The sequence below is a fragment of the Citrobacter sp. Cf125 genome (assembly GCF_030333935.1).
Taxonomy (GTDB): Bacteria; Pseudomonadota; Gammaproteobacteria; order Enterobacterales; family Enterobacteriaceae; genus Citrobacter; species Citrobacter freundii.
In genome coordinates this window covers 110,614-133,678 of sequence record NZ_JAOWEY010000022.1, presented here as the reverse complement: position 1 = coordinate 133,678, position 23,065 = coordinate 110,614, and the positions used below count along the sequence as shown (strand labels likewise).

Genomic DNA, 23,065 nt, shown 5'->3' with positions numbered 1-23,065 from the left:
ACCTGTTGGGTAGGGGTTATTATGGCTGAAAATCGGCAACTACGGCTCGGAACTATTCTGCATGGCGCATCGGGAAATATGTCCGCATGGCGCCACCCGGCGGCTCAGGCCGATGCCAGTATTAATTTTGAGTTTGTCAAAGAGACGGCGCTTATTGCGGAAAAAGGGAAGCTGGATTTTATTTTTGTCGCCGATGGTCTGTATATTAATGAAAAATCAATCCCGCACTTTTTAAATCGTTTTGAGCCGCTAACAGTATTATCCGCTTTGGCCAGCATCACCCAGAATCTGGGACTGGTTGGCACTGTGTCCACATCATACAGCGAGCCGTTTACGACCGCACGACAGTTCGCCAGCCTGGACCATCTCAGCAACGGGCGTGCGGGCTGGAACGTGGTTACGTCGCCTCTGGAAGGATCGGCAAAAAACTATTCTCGCGCTCAGCATCCGGAGCATGCCCAGCGTTATCGTATTGCCGATGAATATTTACAGGTAGTGAAAGGACTGTGGGATTCCTGGGAAGACGATGCTTTTACCCGTAATAAAACAAGCGGGGAATTTTTTAATCCGCATAAACTGCACACGCTAAACCATCATGGAGATTATTTTCAGGTCGCCGGGCCGTTAAATATTGGGCGTACGCCACAAGGTCGTCCAATTATATTTCAGGCGGGAGCTTCAGCAGATGGCAAGAAATTAGCGGCGCAGCATGCTGATGCCATTTTTACCCATCAGGAGTCGCTGGCAGAGGCTAAGGCGTTCTATCAGGATGTAAAAAGTCAGCTGGAAATCGCCGGACGACATCCCGATCAACTGCATATATTCCAGGGCGTCAGCGTTATTGTTGGCGACAGCGAAGAGGACGTTGAGCAGCAGTATCAGACTACCGCTGCGCTGATCTCCGTTACCGACGCGCTGAACTATCTTGGCCGCTACTTTGAACATCATGATTTTGCCCAATATCCGCTGGACGCACCGTTCCCGGATCTTGGCTCTCTCGGACAAAACAGCTTTCGCAGTACGACTGATGAGATCAAACGCAACGCGCGCGAGCGTGGCTTAACACTCCGTCAGGTTGCTCTGGAAGCGGCCAGCCCACGTCCGCGTTTCAGCGGCACGCCGGAACAGGTCGCCGACGGCCTGCAGCAGTGGTTCGACGAGAAAGCCGCAGATGGTTTTATTATCCAGGGCGGAACGCCGGATACCTTCCCGCGTTTTGTCGAACAGGTTGTCCCTGTGCTTCAGGCGCGGGGCCTGTTCCGCCATGAATATCCCGGTACGACCCTGCGCGCAAGCCTGGGATTAACGACACCTGCAAATCAATTCGCACAATAAGAGAAAAACGCTATGCAGAAAAAATCAGTATTCCTCGCGCTGTCGCTGGCTTTCAGCGCGACTGTCTGGGCAAATGATGTGACGATTAACGGCACGGGCGTAAGTCTGGAAGCCAATAAAACGCCGATCAATACGGCAAAGAATCCGCAGGCGATTGCGCAATTGCCTGCAAATCTGCACCTGGCCGTACCGGGCAAATTCACCGTGGCGATTGCCGGGCTCAGTCAACCGCCGCTGACCGTCTTTGCCGATGACAATAAGACGCTGATCGGCAGCGAGGCGGACATCGCGCGTCTGGTGGCTGACAGTTTGGGGCTGGAACTCAACGTCGTACCTACGTCATGGGAAGACTGGCCGCTGGGCGTCACTTCCGGCAAATACGATGCCGCGATCAGCAATATTACTGTCACCAAAGCACGCAAAGAAAAATTCGATTTCGCGACGTATCGGAAGGACTCTCTTGGCTTTTATGTCAAAACCGGTAGCAAGCTGAAGAAAATCGAGCAGGCGGAAGATATCGCTGGACTGCGCATTATCGTTGGTTCAGGGACGAACCAGGAAGCCATCCTGCTGGCCTGGAACGATGAGAACGTGAAGAAAGGGTTACAGCCGTTTACGCCGGTGTATACCAAAGATGATGCCGCGCAAACCCTGGCCCTACAGTCAGGCCGCGCCGATGCCTACTTCGGTCCTAATGTAATCGGCGCATGGAAAGCTGCACTCAACGGTAAAACGCAATTGGTGGGTAGTGTTGATGGCGGTTGGCCAAAAGCGGCGCACATCGCTGTGACGCTGAAAAAGGACAGCGGTCTGGTTCTGCCGGTACAAACCGCCCTCAACGGCGTGATTGGCAACGGCGATTATGACAAGGTGCTGAATCGCTGGGGAGAAGGGGTGGAACGCATTCCGCAATCTGAAATCAACCCGGCTGGTTTAGGCGACTAAGGAGGTCATCGTGAGCGATCAATTTCGCGTGGTCTCACCTGAAGCCAGCGAGCTACAGCCCATTTTGAACGGTCTGTTCGGTGAGTATGCTGCCCGCTATGGCGATTATTTTTCTCGTGACGCTGAAGAGGAACTGACCGAATGGTATCTGGCACCGCAGGGACTTTTTGTGGTCCTGGAGCGTGGCGGTGAAATTATCGCCACCGGGGCTTACAAACCTTACGACAAGGACACTGCCGAGATTAAGCGTATCTGGACAAAAAGCAGCCTGCGTCAGCAGGGACTTGCGGCGCGTATAGTGCAGGAACTGGAACGTCGGGCGCTACTCGTGGGCTACAGCCGGATATATCTGACCACAGGATTTCGCCAGCCGGAGGCCGTCAGACTTTATTTAAGCCAGGGCTACGATCCGCAATTTGATACGACGCGCAATCCAGAAGAGTACAGCCAGCCACCGTTTGATGGACGACTGCGCTTTACCAAACTGCTGACTATTGCCGGTCAGGCCAGAATCGCCTGAGGAGAGAAGATGAAAACGACAGATAGCATTAAAGTCGTACCGGCGCGTTACCCCATGCGCACCGTTGGCGCGGTCATTGCTTTGTTTGCCCTGGCGGTGATTCTCCAGTCTGTGGCGTTTAATCCGCGCTGGGAATGGAGTGTGTTTGCCCGCTGGTTCTTCGATCCGGTGATTTTGTCTGGTCTTGGACAAACGCTGTTACTGACACTTATCGGGACGCTGTTGAGTATTCTCATCGGCGGTCTGCTGGCGCTGGCGCGGCTTTCATCTTCCTGGCTGTTGAACTGTCTGGCCTGGGGGTACATCTGGCTGTTTCGTTCGTTACCACTGATTGTGGTGCTAATCGTTCTGTACAACTTCTCCTATCTATACGACACGCTGACGATTGGTATTCCGTTTACTCCCATTCAGTGGGGAAGTTTTGAGACCATCAATGTACTCGGTCAGTTTTCCACTGCGGTGGTTGGCCTGACGCTGGTGCAAAGCGCCTATACCGCTGAGATTATACGTGGTGGATTTTTGGGGGTTGATCACGGTCAGTACGAGGCAGCGGCAGCACTGGGCTTACCGGCAGGGCGACGTACGCTGCGGATTATTCTGCCGCAGGCGCTGCGCACCATTTTGCCTGCTGGCTTCAATGAAATCATCAGCCTGGCGAAAGGGACGGCGATGGTATACGTGCTGGCAATGCCGGAGCTGTTCTACACCATCCAGATGATCTACAACCGCACGCAGGAAGTGATCCCACTGCTGATGGTGGGTGCGGTGTGGTATCTGGTGATCACCAGCATCCTGTCGCTTATTCAGCATCTGGTCGAACGTGCGCTGGCACGCAGCGAACGACGTTCAGCGATCAACACCGTCCGGGTGAGCCGTGCAGAAAAACGCAGTCGTCAACGTCCACAGCAGGAGGCCGTCCATGTCCCACTCGCCTGAAGGTCATATTTCTATTACCGGCGTCAGCAAATACTTTGGTCGCCACAAAGCATTGGATAATGTGTCGCTGGAGATCCCTCCCGGAACGGTTACGGTCATTCTCGGGCCGTCCGGTTCAGGGAAATCCACACTCCTGCGTACCATCAACCATCTGGAACGCGTCGATGAGGGTTTTATTCAAATCGATGGCGATTACATTGGCTATCGTCTGCAGGGAGACAAGCTGTATGAGCTGAAAGAGGCGGAAATTTTGCGCCAGCGGGTTAACGTCGGCTATGTGTTCCAGAACTTTAATCTGTTCCCGCACTTAACGGTGCTGGAGAACCTGATTGAAGCGCCCATTGCGCACGGACTGGCATCGCGTAAAGCCGCCACCGAGCGGGCATTAACGCTGCTAGATGCGGTAGGGTTGCGCAATAAAGCCGATGCCTGGTCGCGTCACTTATCTGGCGGTCAGCAGCAGCGTATCGCTATTGCCCGTGCACTGGCGCTAAATCCGCGCGTCATGCTGTTTGATGAGCCTACATCTGCACTGGATCCTGAGCTGGTGGGCGAAGTCCTGGATGTCATCAAAGCGCTGGCGAAGTCGGGAACCACGCTGGTGGTGGTGACGCACGAGATTGGCTTCGCTAGGGAAGTGGCGGATCAGGTGGTGTTTATGGTTGATGGCAAAATCGTCGAGCAGGGCAGCAGCGAGCAGGTACTGAATCATCCACGCCACACGCGCACCCAGCAGTTTTTGTCGAAAGTGCTTTGAGGGTAATTTGCGGCACAAGGCTGTGCCGCGCTGGGATTACAGGGTGACGACGATTTTGCCTACCTGACCGTTGGCTTCCATGTATTGATGTGCTTCAACGATATCATCAAAGGCAAAGGTTTTATCAATCAGCGGCTTGAGTTGGCCTGACTGTAATCCTTCAAAGATAAACCGTTTTGCCCGCGAAAGTTTTTCTGCGTCCGCGGTGATTTCGAAAATCTCATAGCCGCGGAAGGTCAGATGACGACCGAGTATCTCAATTACCGGAATCGACAAATCACGCGCATCAAGAGAGCCATACTGGAAAAAGAGTCCGCCGGCAGGCATCACCTGGGCAATTTTTGCCACGCCAGGGCCACCGACCGGATCGAACACCACGCGGGTACCTTTGCCGTCAGTGATCCGGTTAATCTCCGCCACCAGATCCTGCTCCTGGCTGGCGATAACCTCTGCCGCGCCAAGTTGCAGAAGCTGGGCACGTTTCTCACTGGTGCGCGTCATCGCAATCGGTTTTGCTCCCCGCATGTTAGCAATCTGAATTGCCGCCAGTCCGACGCTGCTGGAAGCAGCATTGATCAGCACGTTATCACCAGGCTTAATATCCGCATATTCAACCAGCGCACCGAAAGCGGTCACATACATCATCCAGCTCGCCGCGGCTTCCTCGAAGCTAAGATTCTCAGGATGTTTGACGACAGCATGGGCTGGAGCATTGACGACTTCACCGTACATACCATACTCATGGAAGCTGAAAGCCGGGATGACGCTGACGCTATCGCCGGGCGCAAACTCACGCACGTTGTCTCCCACGGATTCAACAACGCCAGAAGCCTCATATCCCAGACGTGCCGGGAATTTGGGTTGGTAAATATACTGGCCGGTACGATACATAATTTCCGCCCGGTTAATGCCGATTGCGCGTACGCGTATCTGAACTTCATCCGCACGCGGAGCAGAAACTGGCATATCCTGGATTGTCAGGACGTCAGCGTCGCCTGGTTGATTAAAAACCACGACCTTAGACATAGCAAACCTCTGTAAATTGTTCTGTATTGGGTCTGCACAATTTAACGGCTCAGATGAGGGTGAAAAACCGCCGTTGCGGAACTTCACTATTACTCAGATTATAATAATCCCTGTAGGCGCGATTTTTTCTCGGTAAAAAGCGCACACAGCCAGTCAATAAACACCCGGACACGGGGGGCAAGATGACGCCTGTCCGGGTAGAGCACGGAAACGGGTTTTGATTCCCCGGCATAATCGGCCAGCACCTCTACGAGCTGGCCCGACTGGATCCAGGGGGCCAGTACCGCGTGCACACCGTGGATGATACCGAGTCCGGATAAACAGCCTGTCAAAAGGATGTCGGAGTTATCAACGCTGATGTGACCTGTAGGGATAAACGACACGGTTTCACCCTCACGGACGAAAGACCATTCCAGTGCTTCACGATGACGTTCACTGAAAAAGTTAATTGCCTGATGTCGGGATAAATCCTCTGGCGTCTGCGGTACGCCGTGTTTTTGCAAATAATTCGGGGACGCGCATGTCACCATTTTTACCTCACCAAGCCGCCGTGAAATCAGAGAAGAGTCTTGTAACTCGCCAATGCGAATCATGCAGTCGATACCTTCGGCAAGCAGATCGATTCTGCGGTCGGTGGAGGTGAGGACAATCTCAATATCCGGGTAGCGCGACTGGAAATCGTTCAGGGCCGGGACTAATATCGAGTGAGCCAGCGACAGGGGGGCATTCACTCTAAGTTTTCCGCGCGGAGGGCGAGTGGATGAGAAAGAAGCCATGATGTCATCAACGTCACTGAGCAGGATTTTTGTGCGTTGGTAAAAACCGTCACCTTCTTCTGTCAGACTCACTTTACGGGTCGTGCGGTTAAGCAACTTTGCTCCCAGATCGTCTTCAAGATGTTGGATAGCTTTGGTCACTGCAGGGCGGTGCAGGTGTAACACGTCTGCTGCTCTGGCAAATCCACCTTGCTCAACAACCTGTACAAAAATGTTCATATATTCAAACATACTGGAACGCATTGCTTATTCTCCCCCGGTATTCGACCATTGTTATTATGAAAGTAATAATCACGTCTGCATAGGTTGCCGAATGCTGCTCTACACTTAGGGTTTTAACTTTGGGGATTGCAGCATGATTAAAGTCTATGGGGTACCGGGCTGGGGATCGGCCATCAGTGAAGTGATGCTCACACTGGCGGAGATCCCTTATCATTTTATTAATGTCGACGGTTTTGACAGTGACGGCCCTCAGCGGGAGCTACTTAAAAAATTGAATCCGCTGTGCCAGGTGCCCACACTGGTACTGGAAAATGGCAGTGTGATGACGGAAACGGCGGCGATCGCGCTGATGATCCTCGATCGTCGCCCTGAACTTTCACCACCCGTTGGACACGCCGAACGCCAGCAGTTTCAGCGTCTGTTGATATGGCTGGTAGCAAATGTCTATCCCACGTTTACCTATGCCGACTATCCAGAACGCTGGGTACCGGACGCCCCGGCGCAGTTGAAAAAGAACTGCATTGAGTACCGTAAATCCCTCTATATGTGGCTGAACGATCAGCTAAACGCCGAGCCGTATGCATTCGGGGATCAGCTAACACTACTGGACGTATATATTGCCGTTATGCGCACCTGGGGACCAGGGCATGACTGGTTTCAGGACAACACGCCGAATATTAGCGCTATCGCTGATGCAGTTTGTCAGCATCCGAGGCTACGTACTGTACTGAAAAACAATAAGATTATTTGAATAAAAAAACGCTGTTCCGCAGGTGTGCAAATCCCGGAACAGCGGGCAAACTATCGCCATAAGGTTAAATTACGCGACAGAAGGGGTCAGCGTAATACGATCCAATGGACTCACGATAAACAGATAATAAATCAGGCCAATCAGCCCCATCGAACCGACGTACAGAATGGCGTAATCAAAAGACTGGGGATTGTCACCCATGAGGGTGAGCAGGGCGCTAAATAGCCCGCAGCTGGTGCGCCCGAAGACCGCGGAAAAAGTGATGCAGGCGGTGGCAGACTATTTGCTGAAAAAAGGTTATCGTCGTCATGGTTTGCTATGGACCGCCGATCGCCGGGCTATTGGACAACGCGTCGCCTCGATCGTATCGAACAAATTCCACGTGAAGGCGATATTATTGATGTCGGATTTCACCTGGTTGAACGAGAGTCCGCATAAGTTACCTGCATCCCAAAACAATAAGGAACCTGTCATGCCGCACGTTGATATCAAATGTTTTCCTCGCGATTTGAACGAAGAAGAGAAGGCCGCGTTGGCGGCGGATATTACCGAAGTCATTATTCGTCATTTACAAAGCAAAGAGAGTTCAGTGAGCGTGGCGCTGAATGAAATTGAGCCAGGGGAGTGGCAGAGCGTGTGGGATGCGGAAATTGCGCCACAGATGACGAGGCTGATTAAAAAACCCGGCTACAGCATGTGAAAGAAAACGGGCGATTATTGCGCCCGTATTATTCAGCCGCTGTTATGCGTTTCCCGCTGGTGACAAACGTTCCGGCACCAAGATGATGCAGGGTATTGAGTTTATCATCATCAAACTGCCAGCGTCCTTCCACGAAAGCTCGCTCATCAGCGGCAGCCGAGACCACTTCCCCAAACAGGGTGTCATATTTTTCCTGTGCTGCCGTTGCAGGCAGCAGACGACACTCCATCCAGGCCAGACATTTCGCTTCTATTAACGGTAATCCCAGCACCGGACCTTTTACCACCGGAATACCGTAGCAGTTAAATTTATCTTCCACGCGACCGGAAACGCTGCCCACCGCGTAAGTCCAGTTGGTAGCAGCCACGCCCGGAATAACAATACCGAACTTGCCGCTACGCTCAATCAGTTCACGCGACCAGGCGGTCTTATCAACAACAATTGCAATCCGCGGCGGTTCAAATTCCACCGGCATTGACCATGCCGCCGCCATCACATTGCGCCGCTCGGTATGCTCATCCCGGCTGGTGATCAGTATCGTAGGGCCGTGGTTAAGCAGCCGACTGGCATGTTTTAATTCGATTGAACGGAAATGGCTCATGGATGCTCCTGGGCTGAGAGATAACACACCACAATAGATATAGATATTAACGGTATTAGCGATTTTGTCGCCTCGTCTGGAGGAACAACGCACAAAATCGACGGCGTAAAATTAAAAATGCGTTATAAGTACTGCATTAATCGAACAGGAACTCCCTATGACGCCTTTTTTAACCGCTTATTTTGCCCGTATTGGCTGGTCAGATTCGGCCAGCGTCGACATTGAAACTTTAAAAGCGCTGCATTTACTGCACAACGGCGCGATTCCGTTTGAAAACCTGGATGTATTACTGCCAAGAGAGATGCAGCTTGACGATTTGTCGCTGGAAGAGAAGCTGGTGACGGCGCGTCGTGGCGGTTATTGCTTTGAACAGAATGGAGTGTTTGAGCGCGCGCTACGCGAAATCGGTTTTAACGTACGCAGCCTTCTCGGTCGTGTGGTACTGGCAAATCCGTCAAGTCTGCCGCCGCGCACGCATCGTCTGTTGCTGGTTGAATTACAGGGAGAGCAGTGGATCGCCGACGTTGGCTTCGGCGGACAAACGCTGACGGCGCCGATTCGTCTGCAGGCCGATATTGAGCAGCAAACGCCACACGGCGAATATCGTCTGGTTCAGGAGGGGGACGATTGGATCCTGCAGTTCCGCCATCACGATCACTGGCAATCAATGTACCGTTTTGACCTGGTCGTGCAGCACCAGAGCGATTACCTGATGGGCAATTTCTGGTCCGCGCACTGGCCACAATCGCATTTTCGTCATCATTTGCTGATGTGTCGTCATCTTCCGGACGGCGGTAAGCTGACGTTGACCAATTTTCATTTCACCCGTTATCAGGATGGTCGTGCGGTAGAGCAGATTAATCTGCCCGATGTCGCCAGCCTGTATGCCTTGCTGCAGGAACAGTTTGGACTGGGCGTGGATGACGTGAAGCATGGGTTTACCGAAGATGAGCTGGCGACGGTCATGGCGGCGTTTGATACGCATCCGGAGGCAGGGAAATAGGGGTATCGGAAGTCATGCCGGATGCGGCGTTATCGCCTTATCCGGCCTACGGGAACAATTAAAAATCTATCGCCCATTCGGCGTGAAACAGGATCACTGCCGAACCGGTAATGGTTACTTTTTCCGGCAGGTTTTCACGGATAGCCACCGTCACATCAACAATACCGTCACGCCCGAGCGCGCGGCCCTGATGCCCCTGAACACGTAGCGTTTTCCCGTCATGCGGCATCAACCCATGTTGAACCAGCCACGCGCCCATTGGACCGTTGGCATTGCCGGTAACCGGATCTTCCACAATACCAATAGCAGGCGAGAACATGCGGCCATCGGTGGCGTTTTCGCCCTTGCGAATTTGAAAAGGGAAGAAACCGTTACAGCCAATTTGCTGGCTGATAGCGGTCAGGGCAGGCAAATCCGGGGAAAGGGCGTCGAGGTCCACCTCAGGCTTCAGCGCAATCATTACTTTAGAGTGTCCGGTGGTGGCTACCTGAATGGGTAATCCGGGCAGCATATCGTCTTCGCTCAGGTGCAGTGCATCGATTATCGCGGCACGTACAGCACCTTCCAGCGGAGCTTCGAATCCAGGTACGCCTTGTTCAAGGCTAATGCGATAGTCATTGTCACTCGCTTCAATATCGACCCGATGACGACCGGCGAGCGAGGTTTGCCAGACGGTGCTGTTGCCCAGACCCAGCACCTTGGCGCGCACATAATGTGCGGCGACGGTAGCGTGTCCACAGATAGGAACTTCGACCGTCGGCGTGAAATAACGAATGCGAACATCGCTGTCGTCACTGGTCAGCAGGAATGCGGTTTCCGAATGACGCAGCTCGCGAGCAATAAGTTGCATCTGTGCTTCGCTCAATCCGTCAGCATGCAACACCACTCCCGCTGAATTGCCGCGAAAGGGTACTGAAGTAAAGGCATCGACGTGATAAACCTGTGGTTTCATTAGCGTTCTCCCTGGGATGGAGAAGCATCATAACGTACAAAAAGCGGGATAGCGATCCAGGCCCGGTAAGCGCTAGCGCTACCGGGCAGCAGAGGAAATTAGCGACGCGAACGCACTATCTGATAACGGCGGGTAAAGTACTCAAACGGCGCACTCCACACGTGGACCAGTCGGGTGAACGGGAACAGCAGAAAAATGGTCATCCCCAGAACCAGATGCACACGGAAAATCCACGCCACGCCATCCAGATGCGCAGACGCACCGCCCTGGAAGGTCACCACCGACTGCGCCCAACCGACCAGTTTTAGCATTTCACTGCCGTCAGGGTGCTGTGCAGAGAACGGGATAGTGGTTAAACCGAGAATACATTGAATCAGCAGAACGCAGAGGATCAGAATATCGGCGGTCGAGGAGGTTGCGCGAATGCGCGGGTTAGTCAACCGGCGCACCAGCAGGCCAGCGCCACCCACCAGTGTGAGCACGCCACAAAGTCCGCCGGCAATCATCGCCATCTGCTGCTTTACCGCAATCGGCAGGAACCAGGCATACATCCAGTGCGGCGTTAACATGCCAAACAGGTGCCCGAAAAAGATCCCCAGAATACCGATGTGGAACAGGTTTGACCACAACACCATGCCGCGTTTGTCCAGCATCTGGCTGGAAGACGCGCGCCAGGTGTATTGCCCGTAGTCGTAGCGGAGCCAACTGCCGAGGATAAACACCGTACCGCACAGGTACGGATAGATATCGTAAAAAAAGACGTTCAGGTACTGTATCATTTCGGGCCTCCCGCGCTGACGTCGACATACTGAGGTGCCACGTCCTGGCTAAAGCGTCGTTGATAGTTTTGTAACGGTGAACTGTCACAGGCGGTGGCATTATCTTCGATAAACTTCACCTGTTCCTCTTCCCAGACTGCATCCAGCGCCTGTCGGGTATCGTCGCGCGTTTCCGTGCCAACCTGCTTAGTGACACTGTCACTCGAAAGAGGGCTTCCGGCAAGCTGCAACAGGGCATCAAACAGTTGATACCACGGCGTATCGCGCTGTTTTAAGCGCCCGCCAAGCAACGCCAGAATCGGTGCGACGTTCTGCAGTCCTTCTTTGGCTTCCGCTTCCGGTAACACGCTTAAGTACTCAAGATATAAAGGCAGGTGATCCGGCAGTTCGCGACAGTTTAGCTGCAGCCCGACCTTTTCATACTGCGCCAACAAATCAACCATCGCCTGGCCCCGGTCACGGGACTCGGCGTGCACATGCTCAAACAGCAGCAGAGAGGTGGCCCGACCCCGGTCAAAGATTTCGCACCATTCGGCTTGTTTATCCAGTAACGGCGCATTGAGCAGCTCCTGGCTAAAATCACTAAGCATGGGGGCATCGCTGGCCACAAGCGCCAGCGCGTCGTCTTTACACTCCCATAGCAGCTCGTCGGGGTACTCCATCAGCAGGCCGATAACCTTCAGGATTTGCATTATTCACCCTCCGCTTTATCGCGCACTTCGGTGATGTCGATGGCATCAATACGGCTGCTGTTGAACAGGTTGAATTTGGTGTCGGAACCATGACAACCGTCGCCGAAGGTAAATCCGCAGCCGTTTTTCTCCGGGAAGGCATCACGCGCCATTTCGCGGTGACTGGTCGGGATCACAAAGCGGTCTTCATAGTTGGCGATGGCCAGATAACGATACATCTCCTCGACCTGCTCAACGCTCAGACCCACTTCCTCAATCGCGCGGGTGTCCGTGACGCCTTCTACGGTTTGCGCACGCATATAGTGGCGCATGGCCATCATCCGTTTGAGCGCCCTCAGCACCGGACCGGTATCACCCGCACTGAGCATATTGGCGAGGTACTGAACCGGAATTCGCAGCGACTCAACCGCAGGTAAAATGTTGCCATTGTGCGGCAGTCCGCCCGCGTCGGCGACCGACTGAATCGGTGACAATGGCGGCACATACCAGACCATCGGCAGGGTGCGATACTCCGGGTGCAGCGGTAGCGCCAGCTTCCAGTCCATCGCCATTTTGTAAACCGGCGAGCGCTGGGCTGCTTCAATGACGTTGTGTGGAATACCTTGTTTTAGCGCCTCTTCAATCACCGCCGGATCGTTCGGGTTGAGGAACACATCGCACTGACGCTCGTAGAGATCGGTTTCATGCTCAGTGCTCGCTGCTTCCTCGATACGGTCGGCGTCGTACAGCAATACCCCGAGATAACGGATACGCCCAACGCAGGTTTCTGAACACACCGTCGGCTGGCCGGACTCAATACGCGGGTAGCAGAAAATGCACTTCTCTGACTTACCGCTCTTCCAGTTAAAGTAGATTTTTTTGTACGGACAGCCGCTGATGCACAAGCGCCAACCGCGACATTTGTCCTGGTCGATCAGCACAATGCCGTCTTCTTCACGCTTATAGATAGCACCGCTCGGGCAGGTGGCGACACAGCTTGGATTCAGACAGTGCTCGCACAGGCGCGGTAAATACATCATAAAGGTGTTTTCGAACTGACCGTACATCTCCTTTTGCATCTTCTCGAAGTTACGGTCGCGGGCACGTTTTGAAAATTCGCCGCCAAGCAGTTCTTCCCAGTTTGGACCCCAGATAATCTTGTCCATCCGTTTACCATCTATCAGCGAACGCGGACGCGCGGTGGGCTGATTCTTGCTCTCCGGCGCGCTATGCAGATGCTGATAATCGTAGGTAAACGGTTCATAGTAATCATCGATTTGCGGGATCACCGGGTTGGCGAAAATTTTGGTGATCACGCCCATCTTACCGCCCAGACGCGGTCTTATCTTGCCGTTGACATCGCGAACCCAGCCGCCTTGCCACTCTTCCTGATCTTCCCAGTTTTTCGGATAACCAATCCCCGGTTTAGTCTCGACGTTGTTAAACCACGCATATTCCATCCCTTCACGCCCGGTCCAGACGTTTTTACAGGTGACGGAGCAGGTGTGGCAGCCGATGCACTTATCCAGATTAAGAACCATGCCTACCTGTGAGCGTATTTTCATTTTTTCGCCTCCTGTACCTGATCGCGACCTTCATCATCCAGCCAGTTAATGTTTTTCATTTTTCTAATCATGATGAACTCATCGCGGTTAGAGCCGACCGTCCCGTAATAGTTGAAGCTGTATGCCAGTTGCGCATAGCCGCCAATCATGTGCGTGGGTTTCGGGCAGACGCGGGTGACCGAGTTATGGATCCCGCCACGCATCCCGGTGACTTCCGAGCCAGGGATATTCATGATTCGCTCCTGAGCGTGATACATCATGGTCATTCCCGATGGCACGCGTTGACTCACCACTGCACGCGCGGTGAGCGCACCGTTGGCGTTGAAGGCTTCAATCCAGTCGTTATCCTCAATGCCCAGCTCTTTGGCATCGGTCTCGCTGATCCAGACAATTGGGCCGCCGCGCGAAAGCGTCAGCATCAGCAGGTTTTCACTGTAGGTAGAGTGGATCCCCCATTTCTGGTGCGGCGTCAGGAAGTTGAGGGCTTTTTCCGGGAAGCCGTTAGGCGGAACTTCGCGCATTTCACTGACGCTACGGGTATCGATAGGCGGACGATACGCCACCAGACTTTCACCGAACGCTCGCATCCACGCGTGATCCTGGTACAGCTGCTGGCGACCGGACAGGGTACGCCATGGGATCAACTCGTGAACGTTGGTATAGCCTGCGTTATAGGAGACATGTTCGCTTTCAAGGCCGGACCAGGTAGGACTGGAGATGATTTTGCGCGGCTGCGCCTGGATATCGCGAAAACGAATCTTTTCGTCTTCTTTGTTCAACGCCAGATGCGTATGGTCGCGTCCGGTCATCGCCCCCAGCGCTTCCCAGGCTTTTACCGCCACCTGACCGTTGGTTTCCGGCGCCAGGGCGAGGATCACCTCAGAGGCATCCAGCGCGGTGTCAATCAGCGGTCGGCCTTTTGCCGGGCCTTCGCGTTTGGTGTAGTTCAGCTTGCCGAGGAAATCGACTTCCGCCTGGGTATTCCACGCAATGCCTTTCCCACCGTTACCTAGCTTGTCCATGAGCGGACCGAGTGAAGTAAAGCGTTCGTAGGTAGCGGGGTAGTCACGTTCCACAACGGCGATATTTGGTGCCGTTTTCCCCGGAAGGAGATCGCATTCGCCTTTGCGCCAGTCCAGAATGTCAAACGGCTGCGCCAGCTCTGCCGGAGAGTCGTGTTGCAGTGGTTGCAACACCACATCCGTTTCTTGTCCAAGGTGTCCCACACATACCTCGGAGAACACTTTGGCGATGCCTTTATAAATTTCCCAGTCACTCTTCGATTCCCATGCCGGGTCGACCGCCGCGGACAACGGGTGAATAAACGGATGCATATCCGAGGTGTTCATATCGTCTTTTTCATACCAGGTAGCGGTTGGCAAAACGATATCGGAGAACAAACAGGTGCTGGACATACGGAAATCGAGCGTGACCAGCAGATCGAGCTTGCCCTCTATCGCCGCGGACTGCCATTCAACCTCTTCAGGTTTAATACCCTCACTTGAACCGAGCGCTTCCCCCTGGATCCCGCTTTCGGTACCCAGTAAATACTTGAGCATGTATTCATGCCCTTTACCGGAGGAACCGAGCAGGTTAGAGCGCCAGACGAAGAGGTTGCGTGGGTGGTTTTTGCCGCTATCTGGCTGCTCGCAGGCAAAACGAATATCACCCGACTTCAGCGCTTGGGCAGTGTATTGCGCAGGAGATAACCCAGCCTGTTCTGCCTTCGCTTTGACGGTCAATGGGTTAAGGTTAAGCTGCGGCGCAGAGGGCAGCCAGCCCATTCGTTCAGCTCGTACGTTAAAGTCAATCAAATGTCCGCTAAACTTCGACGCATCGGCCAGCGGAGAGAGGAGCTCTTGCGCGGTGAGTTTTTCATAACGCCACTGACTGGAGTGGTTGTAGAAAAACGAGGTGCTGTTCATCTGACGCGGTGGGCGGTTCCAGTCCAGCGCAAAGGCCAGCGGCAACCAACCGGTTTGCGGACGCAGTTTCTCCTGACCCACATAGTGCGCCCAGCCGCCGCCGCTTTGTCCCACGCAACCACAGAACACCAGGATGTTAATCATCCCGCGGTAGTTCATGTCCATGTGATACCAGTGGTTAACGCCAGCCCCGAGGATGATCATCGAACGGCCATGCGTTTTGTGCGCGGTATCGGCAAACTCACGGGCGATTTGTTCGATATGACGGCGTGGCACGCCGGTAATTTGCTCACCCCAGGCCGGGGTGTAGGCTTTTACTTCGCTGTAATCTTGTGCGCTATGAACATCATCCAGACCACGGTCGAGGCCGTAATTCGCCAGCACCAGATCATAGACGCTCACCACCGGGCAACGGCTACCGTCAGCGAGGGTAAGATATTTTACCGGTAGTTGACGGACCAGCACTGGTTCTTGTTTTACACTGCGAAAATGTGGGTTTTCGTTGCCGCCAAAATAGGGGAATGCCACGCCGGTCACGTCATCATGCTGACCAAGCAGCGAGAGGGAAAGTTCAGTTTCAGCGCCAGCCGCCAGGGGTTCCAGGTTCCATTTGCCTTTCTCGCCCCAGCGAAAACCGATGGATCCATTCGGGACAACCAGTTCACCTTCGCGGTTGAAAGCCACCGTTTTCCACTCTGGATTGTTGCTTTCGCCGAGACCATCAACAAGGTCTGAGGCGCGCATCATGCGTCCAGGCACGTAGCTACCATCTTCGCGGGCATCCAGCAGCACCAGCATCGGCATATCGGTATAGCGACGACAGTAATTGAGGAAATAATCGCTGGGATTGTCGAGATGGAACTCTTTCAGGATGACGTGGCCCATCGCCATTGCCAGCGCGCTGTCTGTCCCTTGTTTCGGTGCCAGCCACTGGTCGCACAGTTTGGCGACTTCCGAGTAGTCTGGCGTAATGGCAATCGTCTTGGTGCCTTTGTAGCGTACTTCAGTAAAAAAGTGTGCGTCCGGGGTACGGGTCTGCGGCACGTTAGAGCCCCAGGCGATGATATAGCTGGAGTTATACCAGTCGGCGGATTCAGGAACGTCGGTCTGCTCGCCCCAGGTCATCGGTGACGCGGGCGGTAAGTCGCAGTACCAGTCATAGAAGCTCAGACAGGTTCCGCCCAGTAGCGAGAGATAGCGCGTACCTGCGGCATAGGAGACCATCGACATTGCGGGGATGGGAGAGAATCCGGCCACACGATCCGGGCCGTAGGTTTTCACCGTCCAGACGTTGGCAGCAGCAATCAGTTGATTAAGTTCTTTCCAGTTGGAACGGATAAACCCACCGCGCCCGCGTACCTGCTTGTAGCTCTGGCATTTTTGCGGGTCGTTCATAATGGATTCCCAGGCCAGCACCGGATCGGGCTGGCGGGACAGGGCGTCGCGCCACAATTCGATTAAGCGTTTACGCACCAGTGGATATTTCAGGCGGTTAGCGCTGTAGAGATACCACGAGTAACTTGCGCCGCGTGGGCAGCCACGGGGCTCATGATTTGGCAGGTCAGGGCGGGTACGCGGGTAGTCGGTTTGCTGAGTTTCCCAGGTTACCAGCCCGTTTTTGACGTAGATTTTCCAGCTGCATGAGCCGGTACAGTTAACGCCGTGGGTAGATCGCACAATTTTATCGAACTGCCAGCGCTGACGATAGCTGTCTTCCCAGTCCCGGTTGGTGTGCATTACTTGCCCATGCCCCTCGGCAAACGTATCGCCCTTTTGTTTAAAGTAGCGAAAGCGGTCTAACAGTTTACTCATGACATAACTCCTGCTTCGAATAACGTTGCCTACACAGGCCAAAAGATGACTATTTTTTTTGTGATTTACGGCCGTAAACCAGCCAGGTCACCAGCACGCAGACGATGTAGAACACAAGGAATATTTTCATGGCGCCTACCGGAGATCCGGTCAGCGCCAGCGATGAACCAAACGCTTTCGGGATAAAGAAGCCCCCGACAGCACCAATTGCGGAGATAAATCCCAGGGCGGCGGCGGTATCGGTTACCGCCTCACGCTGGGCCTGTTCATCAGTACCACCGTGCAGCTTCACCCGGTAAATGGTGATTTTGCGAAAGATCACCGCAATCATCTGGAAGGTCGAACCGCTTCCCAGACCCGCGGTCAGGAACAAGCCCATAAACACTAGGTAAAACGCGATAAAGCTTCCTTCGCCCGAGCCGGGCAAAGTGAGAAACAGCAGGGCGCTGAACAGTGCCATAAAGATGAAGTTAATTAAGGTGACACGCACACCACCAAACTTGTCAGAGATTACTCCGCCCGCCGATCGCGCAAGCGCACCGATGAAGGGCCCAAAGAACGCCAGTTGCAGAATATTCACGTCAGGGAACTGTGTTTTCGCCAGCATGGCAAAGCCTGCTGAAAAACCGATAAACGAACCGAAGGTGGCGAGATACAGCAGACTTAATAACCACAAATGAAAACGCTTGAGGACCGGTAGTTGGGAGGCAATTGAGGCCTTCGAACTGGCAATGTCGTTCATTCCTATGCCCGCTGCCACGGTCGCTATCAGCAGTAGCGGCACCCAAATCCATGCGGCATTGGCCAGTGACAGTAACGATCCGTCAGCTTGTGGTACGCCCTGCACGCCCAGGAAGGTAAAAATGGGGAGAAAGATCACCAGCGGCGCGATCAACTGCATCACGCTGACACCGAGGTTGCCGAGGCCACCGTTAATGCCTAGTGCGCTGCCTTGCTTCGCTTTGGGGAAGAAAAAACTGATATTACCCATGCTGGAGGCAAAGTTAGCGCCAGCAAACCCACACATCAGCGCAATGATAATAAATACGCCAAACGGAGTAGCGGTATTTTGCACGGCAAAACCGAGCCAGACGCAGGGAATAACCAGAATGACGGTGCTAAAAATGGTCCAACAGCGCCCCCCAAATATAGGTACCATAAAGGAGTAGGGAACGCGCAATATTGCACCAGAAAGAGAAGGTAATGCCGTTAATAAAAACAGTTGATCGGTGGTAAAATTAAAACCAATTTTATTCAGATTGACAGCAACAGCGCTGAACAACATCCAGACGCAAAACGCAAGCAGCAAGCAACTCACTGATATCCAGAGGTTTCTTCGGGCAATGTGCTTACCTTTGTTTTCCCAAAAGGCAGGATTTTCGGGTTTCCAGTCAGTTAAAAGATAACGATTATTTTTCTCATTTGATGCTGACATATTATTCTCCATGCACATGCCGTTCATGAAAAAGAAATAAACGCATACAGCGCCGCGCGGGTTCTTTTAGAAACTATTGAAAAGTTTTGGGAATATTGACTGAAAGAATAGATAAAAAAGCGCAATAACGCGGCGTGATGAGGGAATTACACGTTGCTTAAGTGTTACCAATTGTAAATATAAAAGATGTATTATTAATTCATCTATAACATCAATTAACTAACTCTAACGTAATCATACGATCCAGGTGGCGTTCGAATGCAGGATCGGCCATTTCTTCAATGCCTAATACATAGATGCCATCCAGACCGCATACCAACGCAATTAAACGCCACGCCACATCGGCAGCATCCGGGCCTGGAGAAAACTCACCGGCTTTCTGTCCCTGAGAGATGATAGCTGCGGTTTCTTCGTGCCACATCCGCATGGTCAGCAGGTAAGCGCTTTTGATTTCCGGATCTTTATCCGCCAGAACCTGCGCTTCACGCCATAGTTTTATATAGGGTTCGAACCCGCCATCTTCGCTGCCCAGCATGGCATGCAGCCGTTCACGGAAGCTGGCGTTTGCGCTGACCAGTTCGGCATCCAGAAGAGTACGGATCAGTTGCACAAAAGCGAGGGATTTTAACTCGCCGGCAGACGTAAAGTGATGATGCACCTGGCCGGTTGACACCTGAGCTTCCGTGGCAATACGCCGCACCGTCATGGCGGTAAATCCTTCCTCAAGCGCGACGCGCATTGCCGCCTGCAGAATCACTTCCCGACGTTCATCCCGATTTAGATAGCTCATCGTTCCTCCCATATCCGTTTAGCACGCAGTCTAACAAAAAGTTGGACATACGTTCAAATTTCCGTAGGATCGCCGAACCTGGACGTGTGTCCAGTTTCAGTTTTGAAGGGAGTTTTATGTTTCGTCAGTGGTTAACGTTAGTGATTATTGTGCTGGTCTACATCCCTGTTGCGATTGATGCAACGGTGCTGCACGTTGCCGCGCCCACGCTGAGTATGACGCTGGGTGCCAGTGGCAACGAGCTGCTGTGGATCATTGATATTTATTCCCTGGTAATGGCAGGTATGGTATTGCCAATGGGCGCGCTGGGCGATCGCATCGGCTTTAAACGCCTGCTGCTGTTAGGTGGAGGCTTGTTTGGTCTGGCATCACTGGCGGCCGCTTTTGCTCATAGCGCCAGCTGGCTGATTGTCACCCGGGCCGTGTTGGCGATTGGCGCGGCGATGATTGTGCCGGCAACGCTTGCGGGGATTCGCGCCACGTTCGCTGAGCAACGGCATCGTAATATGGCGCTCGGCGTCTGGGCCGCGGTTGGTTCCGGCGGTGCGGCGTTTGGCCCACTGGTTGGCGGGATGCTACTGGAGCACTTCTACTGGGGATCAGTATTCTTAATTAATGTACCGATTGTCCTGGTGGTAATGGCCTTAACCGCACGCTTAGTGCCGCGTCAGGCTGGACGTCGCGATCAATCGTTAAATTTTGGTCATGCGATAATGCTGATTGTTGCCATTCTGCTGCTGGTTTACAGCGCCAAAACCGCGCTGAAAGGGCATACGGCGACCGTTGCCATCGCCCTGACGCTGTTAACCGGCGCTTTGCTGTTGTGGCAGTTTGTCCGCATCCAGCTTGCGGCAGCCCGCCCGATGATTGATATGCGGTTGTTCACACATCGCATAATCTTAAGTGGCGTAGTGATGGCGATGACCGCGATGATAACGCTGGTGGGTTTCGAGTTACTGATGGCTCAGGAGCTACAGTTTGTCCACGGCTTAACACCGTATCAGGCAGGGTTGTTCATGCTGCCGGTGATGCTGGCAAGTGGTTTCAGCGGACCGATTGCCGGTATGTTGGTTTCACGTCTGGGATTACGATGTGTGGCGACGGCGGGTATGGCGCTGAGCGCTGTTAGCTTTTACGGCCTGGCGATGACGGATTTCAGTAGCCAACAGGTACAAGCCTGGATTTTGATGGCTTTGCTCGGCTTCAGCGCCGCCAGTGCGCTTCTGGCTTCAACAGCGGCTATCATGGCAGCAGCACCTGCGGAAAAAGCCGCGGCCGCGGGTGCCATCGAGACAATGGCTTATGAACTGGGAGCCGGACTTGGGATAGCTATTTTTGGTTTGCTGTTGAGCCGTAGCTTTTCTGCATCGATTCTGCCGCCAGCCGGACTTAATCCGCAGGAAATGGAACGTGCCTCATCGTCAATGGGGGAGGCGGTACAACTGGCGCACTCGCTCCCGTCGTCACTGAGTGAGGCATTGCTGACGGCTGCCAGAGAAGCGTTCACCTGGTCACATAGCGTGGCCTTAAGCAGCGCCGGCAGCATGCTTATCGTATTAGCGATAGGAATGTGGTTCAGTCTGGCAAAGGTACAACGTTAATAACTAGTGAGCTAAATGACAGGGGTAATCCATCTCTTCGACTTCTTTCCCACTCAGTCGAGCGTATTGCCCCGTCAATCTCCAGAACGCAGGCTGTGTTTCCGTATAGATTTCTGCTGCTAATATCAGGCGGCGGCGATCTACCTCATTAAGCTCCAGAAGTGTCCACGGAATAAAGTAGCGATCGCTGTCCGTCAACGTAAACCACAGTGGGCATCCGCAGCCGGAACAGAAGAACCGTTCACCACGATTTGAGGAAGGAAAGTGCGAAGGTTCTACCGATTCTGGTGACATCAGCGGGTGAGCGCTGGCTTCCAGATACATGGCGATGCCGCCAGACCATTTCTGACACAGCGTACAATGGCAGGCATAGACATCCAGCATTTCGACGTCGACGGTAAAATGACTCTGTCCGCAAAGACAACGACCAGTGAATGTCTGCACGGCATACTCCTTATGACCGAGTCTACATCAAGAGAAAAAGCCAGCCCTTGAAGGACTGGCTTTGTATTCTGACTACAACAAAATTAGAACTGGTAGTTCAGACCAACAGCCACGATGTTGTCAGTTGACACTTTCGCTGCATTGGTGAAGTTGTTGTCATCCAGCAGGTTGATTTTGTAATCAACGAAGGTGGACATGTTTTTGTTGAAGTAGTAAGTAGCACCCAGGTCTACGTATTCAACCAGATCCTGGTCGCCGTAACCGTTGATGTCTTTACCTTTGGATTTCAGGTAAGCAACGGACGGACGCAGACCGAAGTCGAACTGGTACTGAGCAACTACTTCAAAGTTCTGTGCTTTATCTGCAATACCAGTAACACCGGAGCCACCATAGGTGGTCATGTTGCGGGTTTCAGAGTAGGTGGTTGCCAGGTAGATGTTGTTCGCATCATATTTCAGACCAGCGGCCCATACTTCAGCGTTTTTACCGGAAGCCATGAAACCGCCGTTACCGACAGACTGTTTGTCGGTACGGTCAGATTTCGCATAGGTAGCACCTACGCCAAAGCCTTCATACTCATAAGTGGTAGACAGACCGAAGCCGTCACCGTTAGCTTCTTTCAGGTTGTCACGGTCATTTTTGCCCTGGTACTGAGCAGCAAAGTTCAGACCTTCAACCAGACCGAAGAAGTCGGTGTTACGGTAGGTTGCAACGCCGGTAGTACGGCCAGTCATGAATACGTCAGTCTGGGTCCAGGTATCACCACCGAACTCAGGCAGGACGTCGGTCCATGCGCCGATGTCGTAGGCCACGCCGTAGTTACGACCGTAGTCGAAAGAACCGTATTCAGCGAATTTCAGACCAGCGAATGCCAGACGAGTTTTGTCTGCTTCAGAGCCCTGGGATTCAGAACGGTTGCCTTTGAATTCATATTCCCACTGACCAAAACCAACCAGCTGGTCATTGATCTGAGTTTCACCTTTGAAGCCCAGACGCGCGTAGGTTTTGTCGCCATCGCTGCCGTTGTCGTCAGAGAAGTAGTGCTGAGCGTGAACTTTTCCGTAGATATCCAGTTTGTTTGCGTCTTTGTTATATACCTCAGCTGCGTTTACCGCACCTGCCGCCAACAGGCTAGTCACTGCCACTGCAACTAATTTAAGTTTCATTCTAAATAATCCTTATAATTTTTTCTTGGTGTGTTTCCTAAACCATTGCTAAACGAAGGGGTTCGTCAATGGCAAACTATTTTTAAATGACGCAGTGGTATAAGTTCAATAATAAGTTTCATAATATTGCGAAATATTTGAAGTTGTGTGATCCAGATCTACATAATATGGTTGATTGTATTAATCTTTATATGTGACAAATCTGAATGGGTATATTTACGTAGGGGACTATTGTCAGGGCTATGATTTAAATGGCGTTAGTTCCGCATGTGTAATATATGCATATGAATGGATATAGATAACCGCATAATATTTTCGTGTGTTAACTAATTACCATGTATTTAACATTTAAT

Annotated in this window: 21 protein-coding genes and 2 pseudogenes; 10 read left to right on the top strand and 13 right to left on the bottom strand. The window is 52.9% G+C overall.

The annotated features are described in order from the left end of the window. Positions 1-21: 21 nt before the first annotated feature. Genes OGV89_RS22985 through OGV89_RS04765 form a run of 5 tightly spaced genes read left to right on the top strand, consistent with a single transcriptional unit; the run spans position 22 to position 4,493 of the window. Entirely contained in the window at positions 22-1,335 is a 1,314-nt protein-coding gene (locus tag OGV89_RS22985; RefSeq protein WP_502874030.1) for an LLM class flavin-dependent oxidoreductase, read from the top strand. Positions 1,336-1,347: 12 nt separating this feature from the next. Then, positions 1,348-2,280: an ABC transporter substrate-binding protein gene (locus tag OGV89_RS22980; RefSeq protein WP_006684496.1), complete on the top strand. Its 933-nt coding sequence runs from the start codon at positions 1,348-1,350 to the stop codon at positions 2,278-2,280. 10 nt (positions 2,281-2,290) lie between these two features. Beyond that, the gene (locus OGV89_RS04775; RefSeq protein WP_286558221.1) at positions 2,291-2,800 is read left to right on the top strand and encodes a GNAT family N-acetyltransferase; all 510 of its coding nucleotides are present in this window, start codon (positions 2,291-2,293) and stop codon (positions 2,798-2,800) included. A gap of 9 nt (positions 2,801-2,809) precedes the next feature. Beyond that, complete coding sequence (locus OGV89_RS04770; protein ID WP_003843709.1) at positions 2,810-3,736, top strand: amino acid ABC transporter permease; 927 nt, start codon at positions 2,810-2,812, stop codon at positions 3,734-3,736. After that, the gene (locus OGV89_RS04765; RefSeq protein WP_003843708.1) at positions 3,720-4,493 is read left to right on the top strand and encodes an amino acid ABC transporter ATP-binding protein; all 774 of its coding nucleotides are present in this window, start codon (positions 3,720-3,722) and stop codon (positions 4,491-4,493) included. The genes OGV89_RS04770 and OGV89_RS04765 overlap by 17 nt, the downstream gene beginning before the upstream one ends. 36 nt (positions 4,494-4,529) lie before the next feature. On the opposite strand, the gene OGV89_RS04760 is transcribed toward OGV89_RS04765, so the two are convergent. Together OGV89_RS04760 and OGV89_RS04755 are read right to left on the bottom strand one after the other, a co-directional pair. Next, the gene (locus OGV89_RS04760) at positions 4,530-5,519 is read right to left on the bottom strand and encodes a zinc-dependent alcohol dehydrogenase family protein (protein WP_003843707.1); all 990 of its coding nucleotides are present in this window, start codon (positions 5,517-5,519) and stop codon (positions 4,530-4,532) included. A 98-nt stretch (positions 5,520-5,617) separates the two neighbouring features. Further along, entirely contained in the window at positions 5,618-6,538 is a 921-nt protein-coding gene (locus tag OGV89_RS04755; protein ID WP_003843706.1) for a LysR family transcriptional regulator, read from the bottom strand. Positions 6,539-6,650: 112 nt separating this feature from the next. On the opposite strand from OGV89_RS04755, the gene OGV89_RS04750 reads away from it, so the two are divergent. After that, complete coding sequence (locus tag OGV89_RS04750; protein ID WP_003843705.1) at positions 6,651-7,268, top strand: glutathione S-transferase family protein; 618 nt, start codon at positions 6,651-6,653, stop codon at positions 7,266-7,268. A gap of 69 nt (positions 7,269-7,337) precedes the next feature. Here the strand turns inward: OGV89_RS04750 and OGV89_RS04745 are convergent. Further along, positions 7,338-7,460: pseudogene (locus OGV89_RS04745) on the bottom strand (glucarate transporter); the annotation flags it as partial. On the opposite strand from OGV89_RS04745, the pseudogene OGV89_RS04740 reads away from it, so the two are divergent. Both OGV89_RS04740 and pptA read left to right on the top strand, forming a co-directional pair. Then, a pseudogene (locus OGV89_RS04740) lies at positions 7,459-7,542 on the top strand (hypothetical protein); the annotation flags it as partial. The pseudogenes OGV89_RS04745 and OGV89_RS04740 overlap by 2 nt on opposite strands. A gap of 198 nt (positions 7,543-7,740) precedes the next feature. Beyond that, positions 7,741-7,968: a tautomerase PptA gene (gene pptA, locus OGV89_RS04735; RefSeq protein WP_003843703.1), complete on the top strand. Its 228-nt coding sequence runs from the start codon at positions 7,741-7,743 to the stop codon at positions 7,966-7,968. 28 nt (positions 7,969-7,996) lie between these two features. Here pptA and OGV89_RS04730 read toward each other — a convergent pair whose 3' ends face one another. After that, positions 7,997-8,569 carry a flavin reductase family protein gene (locus OGV89_RS04730; RefSeq protein WP_003020117.1) on the bottom strand — a complete coding sequence of 191 codons (573 nt, stop codon included), beginning with the start codon at positions 8,567-8,569 and terminating at the stop codon, positions 7,997-7,999. 157 nt (positions 8,570-8,726) lie between these two features. Between OGV89_RS04730 and nhoA the strand changes: the two genes are divergently transcribed. After that, positions 8,727-9,572, top strand: a complete 846-nt coding sequence (nhoA, locus tag OGV89_RS04725; protein ID WP_003843702.1) for an N-hydroxyarylamine O-acetyltransferase — start codon at positions 8,727-8,729, stop codon at positions 9,570-9,572. Between the two features lie 58 nt (positions 9,573-9,630). Here nhoA and OGV89_RS04720 read toward each other — a convergent pair whose 3' ends face one another. From OGV89_RS04720 to OGV89_RS04690, 7 genes are all read right to left on the bottom strand, one after another. Next, complete coding sequence (locus OGV89_RS04720) at positions 9,631-10,524, bottom strand: PhzF family isomerase (RefSeq protein WP_003836206.1); 894 nt, start codon at positions 10,522-10,524, stop codon at positions 9,631-9,633. A 98-nt stretch (positions 10,525-10,622) separates the two neighbouring features. Continuing rightward, positions 10,623-11,303, bottom strand: coding sequence for a respiratory nitrate reductase subunit gamma (gene narI / locus OGV89_RS04715; protein WP_003020109.1), 681 nt, complete (start codon positions 11,301-11,303; stop codon positions 10,623-10,625). Then, positions 11,300-11,995 carry a nitrate reductase molybdenum cofactor assembly chaperone gene (gene narW / locus OGV89_RS04710; RefSeq protein WP_003843701.1) on the bottom strand — a complete coding sequence of 232 codons (696 nt, stop codon included), beginning with the start codon at positions 11,993-11,995 and terminating at the stop codon, positions 11,300-11,302. The genes narI and narW overlap by 4 nt, the downstream gene beginning before the upstream one ends. Beyond that, positions 11,995-13,539: a nitrate reductase subunit beta gene (gene narH / locus OGV89_RS04705; protein ID WP_003020103.1), complete on the bottom strand. Its 1,545-nt coding sequence runs from the start codon at positions 13,537-13,539 to the stop codon at positions 11,995-11,997. The genes narW and narH overlap by 1 nt, the downstream gene beginning before the upstream one ends. Further along, positions 13,536-17,276 (bottom strand): nitrate reductase subunit alpha, encoded by a 3,741-nt coding sequence (locus OGV89_RS04700; RefSeq protein ID WP_200002912.1) that lies wholly within the window; start codon positions 17,274-17,276, stop codon positions 13,536-13,538. The genes narH and OGV89_RS04700 overlap by 4 nt, the downstream gene beginning before the upstream one ends. Positions 17,277-17,325: 49 nt before the next feature. Then, positions 17,326-18,711 carry a NarK family nitrate/nitrite MFS transporter gene (locus tag OGV89_RS04695; protein ID WP_003843699.1) on the bottom strand — a complete coding sequence of 462 codons (1,386 nt, stop codon included), beginning with the start codon at positions 18,709-18,711 and terminating at the stop codon, positions 17,326-17,328. A 211-nt stretch (positions 18,712-18,922) separates the two neighbouring features. Continuing rightward, positions 18,923-19,501 carry a TetR family transcriptional regulator gene (locus OGV89_RS04690; protein ID WP_003843697.1) on the bottom strand — a complete coding sequence of 193 codons (579 nt, stop codon included), beginning with the start codon at positions 19,499-19,501 and terminating at the stop codon, positions 18,923-18,925. A 116-nt stretch (positions 19,502-19,617) separates the two neighbouring features. Here OGV89_RS04690 and OGV89_RS04685 point away from each other — a divergent pair, with 116 nt between their 5' ends. Next, on the top strand, positions 19,618-21,102 hold the full coding sequence (locus OGV89_RS04685; RefSeq protein ID WP_003836218.1) for an MFS transporter: 1,485 nt from the start codon (positions 19,618-19,620) through the stop codon (positions 21,100-21,102). A 3-nt stretch (positions 21,103-21,105) separates the two neighbouring features. Here the strand turns inward: OGV89_RS04685 and OGV89_RS04680 are convergent, their stop codons facing one another. Both OGV89_RS04680 and ompD read right to left on the bottom strand, forming a co-directional pair. Further along, positions 21,106-21,546 (bottom strand): GFA family protein, encoded by a 441-nt coding sequence (locus tag OGV89_RS04680; RefSeq protein ID WP_003836219.1) that lies wholly within the window; start codon positions 21,544-21,546, stop codon positions 21,106-21,108. Positions 21,547-21,629: 83 nt separating this feature from the next. Next, entirely contained in the window at positions 21,630-22,712 is a 1,083-nt protein-coding gene (ompD, locus tag OGV89_RS04675; RefSeq protein ID WP_003836220.1) for a porin OmpD, read from the bottom strand. Positions 22,713-23,065: the final 353 nt, after the last annotated feature.